Here is a 4,143-nt window from a genome sequence, read left to right as displayed (position 1 = left end):
AAGAACGAAGGCTTAAGTTCTGTGTTCTCTGAGAGGTCAAATACATAACCACCAGTTAGGAAGTAGTGCTGACTTTCCGAACCAAGGTTATTGCCATTGTCATCCAAGTGCACCGAAGATAGCAAGTTCGGTACAGACAGGGATAGATAATACTTATTGGTATAGTAAAAGAAACCTGCACCTATATTAGGTGTTGTCGAGTTGATGTTCTGGTTAAAGAACGGATCATCCTCATTTTGTACAACCAAGTCCGTCAATCCAATATCATGGAAAGTAGCACCAGCCTTAACCCCAAAAGCTAAGTTGTGCTCACCGCCAAGTCTAAGAGTATAGGATACGTCAGCATAGACATTGGTTTCTTGTACGGGACCGATCTGATCGGCAATAACCGACAGACCGATACCAAGATTGTCACCCACAGGAGCGTGCCCGAAGAAGGTACCCGTTTCAGGTGCACCATCGATACCAGACCACTGTTTTCTGTATAAGAGCCCGAAGGAAAGGTTCTCCCTCGACCCGGCATAAGCAGGGTTAACGACGTTCATATTGTACATGTACTGCGTATACTGAGGGTCCTGTTGAGCCTGCATCTGGAACGCCAGTAACAGGACCGCTATAATAGAGAGTTTTTTCATGTTATAATTTAAGTTGATTCAGTTAGTCAAATTTATTTGTTGATGTATACCCATCCTGTTTTCGATTTAGCACCACCTTCGTATATCACGGTATAGAAATAAGTTCCTACAGGAAGCTCATCACCACTGTTGGTTTGTCCGTGCCATTCATCGATATAGTTGCTTCTAGAGTATACTAGAGTACCGTTTCTGTTGAAAATCTTAAGCTCTGTTACATCGAACGGGCTTAAGTCGAAGGTATCGTTCTGTCCAGGTGATACACCAGGAGATATACCTTGCGGGAAATCACAGAAATCAAGTTCTACCACATCTGTGTATACAGTGTTTGTACAACCCGTATCGTTGAACATGATCTCAGCAGAGTACTCACCACTTAGTAGTACGCCACTGTCAAGGACAAGGTCGCTCTCACCGCTAATCTGTGTACCTTCATAGTACCAGCTTATGGTCACATCCTCTACACTGAAGTTGGTAGGCACAAGGGCAATCTCAATGGATACCGTAGCACCTGGACATACTTCATAATCATATGATGGATCGAACGTGGCTTGTGGTTGAGTTCCGATGATTAAATCAAAATTGTTGACTACATAACAACCTTCATTGTCAATTGATTCAACACGTACATAAACAGTTTCACCTGTACTATTGTAAGAATAAGGTAATGAGTTTTCATCATTTTCAGCATCAGCTTCTGATGAGTGATACGTAACATTGAATTGCGTATCATCTTGTCCATTTAAGACGTCTAAAGAATGAGAAGCAAGATCAAAAGTAGCTTCAACACCATTTCCACATTCGATGTAGTCTACACTTTCAGCAGTATGTGAAGGACTACTTACAATTAAACTAAAGCTATTGACTACATAACAATAAGGATTACTTATGCTTTCAACACGTACATAAACAGTTTCACCCATACTTGTATAAGAGTCAGCTAATGGATTTTGATTATTAATAGCATCAGTCTCAGACGAATGATAAGTTACATTAAATTGAGAAGCATCTTGACCATTTAAAATACTTGAATCATGAGACCCAAGATCAAAAATTGCTTCACCATCACTGTTACAAATACTATAATCTACACTTTCAGCTGTATGAGTAGGATCAGTTACAATCAAGTCAAAGGAAGCTATACTATAACAACTTGTAACATTGTCTTGTACTCTAACGTAAACAGTTTGAGGATTAGATATGTTTATATAAGGTGAATCCGTTATCGGTGCTAAATTGTTTTCTGCATCACTTTCAGAAAGATGATATGAAATAGTATGCATTGAAGGGTCTAAACTTCCTAAAACAACAGAATCATTATCACTTAAAGTAAATGGAGCTTCATCAGTAGCAGAACAACTTTCTAGATCTGAAGGATCTTCATTAAGCACTGGAGGTGGCAAGAATTCTACTACTATATCATCAGTTAAGAAACATTGACTTGAGAAAATTACTTGTGCAGTATATAAATCAGGCTCTGTTACTGTTAGAGTAGAAGAAGTTTCACCTGGAATCTGTATACCATCTTTAAACCATACGTGTTGTAGGTTAGGTGCTTGTGTATCAAGAACTATAGGTTCACCTAAACATGTTGCTTCACCAGAAGAGATAGTAATATCTTCACCTAAGTTTAATTCACCAAGATCAAAACTACCTGCTTGTAAGAATACTCCAGAATCGAAAGCAGAGTCACTTTGGTCAGCTATAACTAATTTAATATGGTATGTGTCCCCAACATTTACTGCCGATTGTGCAGTGAAAACGGTTGTTCTACCATCAAATGAAATAGGCGGTAAGTTATCAGGGATATAACCACCAAAATATTGTTCGTTTTCAGCACCACAACTTGTATTCGCTTGGTGGATATTAGTTACTAAGATAGGAGTTGTTGTATTAGGTAATACAGCTAAATTAGTAGTGACACCATTAGAATCGGTTAAAAGAAATGCAAATGCATCTGAAAAAGTACACTCAAAAGAGCCGCCATTGTATTCCTCAGAGGCCATTAAAAAGTCAAAGCTTATTTGAGCCGCAAGTGGAACAAAATCAAACTCAATTATTGAGGCATTATTTGTAGTTGTAATACCTACTGCATTTTCTAAATCATTATCACCAGGCCAAGCAGAAGTTCCATTACTCATTGCATTTGTATTTGGCCCAGAAGCTAAACTTGCATCTCCAGATGTTAGAATAATACCTTCATCAAAAGGGAATCCAATGCCGTCACCAGACATTGAGAAATAACCTATACCATTATCTTGGCCATAATCTGTACCTGTTGAATAAGTAATGTTTGATATTTGAGCACATTCACCACCAATTAAAATATCTTGGACAAGTTGCTCAACAGTATAAGTAGTTTGATCTACAATGACATTATCAAGACCTGGTCTTATACATAAATCGAAAGTTGTGTCTTCACTGTTAGATCCAAAAGAAAATACTCGTATGTAGTATGTATTTCCAACGGTTAAAGTTGGTGTTATTATAGAAGCTTCTGTAGAACAATATATTTCCGTTAAAGACCCACATGTTCCTTCATATAAACCATGATCAAGATTTGTAGATGAACCAACTATATTCTCTAATGTGATAAGTTGTGTGTCATCATTAGCAACAAATTGGAACCAAACATCATCATCTGGGTTACCAGCACAAGATCCAGCAGGTGTACTTGAAGGAGTGGCTTCTAGTAATGTTCCAGGAGTTACTACAGTACACTCACCATCAGTGTTTACAGCAGCAACTGTAGCATCAACACAGTTGTCATTTACAGGTGGACAAGCTAATAACTCAAACGTATCACTACTAATGGTACAGTTATTATCTTGTTCGTTCATCACAAAAACGTTTACAGAAGTACCAAAAGGGAACGGACCAACTTGGTATAAACCGACATTAGGTGCTTGAACTGTGTTGGCATCATAGGTGTTAGAAAGTTCTAATGTTGCAGCATCACCCATACTTGTGACATCTACATCAATAAAGAATTGATTTCCTGCACAATCCGGTGTCACGGTATAGTTGGCATCTGGAAGTGTACATAATAATTCCTGTATGTTTACAGTAAAATCTAGCGTAACACCCCAAGTACCATTGTAACAAGGATCTGGTGTAGCCTGACCAGAATCGGCTGTTCCGATACGCATTCTATGCTGGCCAAGAGTAGCAGTAATAGGCATTATAAATGAAGCGTCTAATATATGTGGATTAGCTCCGCCTGCAGATTCTCCTTGGAATACTAATTCAGAAGCATCAAAAATTAAATCATCATTAAAATCTATCCATATGTTGGTATAGTAAGTGAAAGTGTGTCCAAACTCAATTTCCACAGTAGTTTCAATGCCTTGGAAGGCATTAACGACAGGTGAAGTTTGGTTTTCATAAGTTACATCACCTAAACTAGGGAAGTTAGTAATACCCAGTGTAACATAATTAACACCATTTCCATCATTACTAGTTGGTTCAGAGACACAATATCCTGTAAAGAATTCTAGAGGTCCAGCAAAAG

Annotated in this window: 2 protein-coding genes; both read right to left on the bottom strand. The window is 38.2% G+C overall.

What is annotated here, in order from left to right; translation table 11 throughout:
* The coding region (locus QGM60_RS18035; protein ID WP_281141635.1) for a type IX secretion system membrane protein PorP/SprF at positions 1 to 635 on the bottom strand (635 nt) is incomplete at its 3' end.
* Positions 636 to 667: 32 nt separating this feature from the next.
* On the bottom strand, positions 668 to 4,143 hold a 3,476-nt coding region (locus QGM60_RS18030; RefSeq protein ID WP_281141634.1), incomplete at its 5' end, for a choice-of-anchor L domain-containing protein.

Source organism: Winogradskyella sp. SYSU M77433 (assembly GCF_029911945.1).
In the GTDB taxonomy this organism is placed as follows: domain Bacteria; phylum Bacteroidota; class Bacteroidia; order Flavobacteriales; family Flavobacteriaceae; genus Winogradskyella.
The sequence above is the reverse complement of the archived record's forward strand: the minus strand, read 5'-3'. Positions and strand labels throughout refer to the sequence as shown.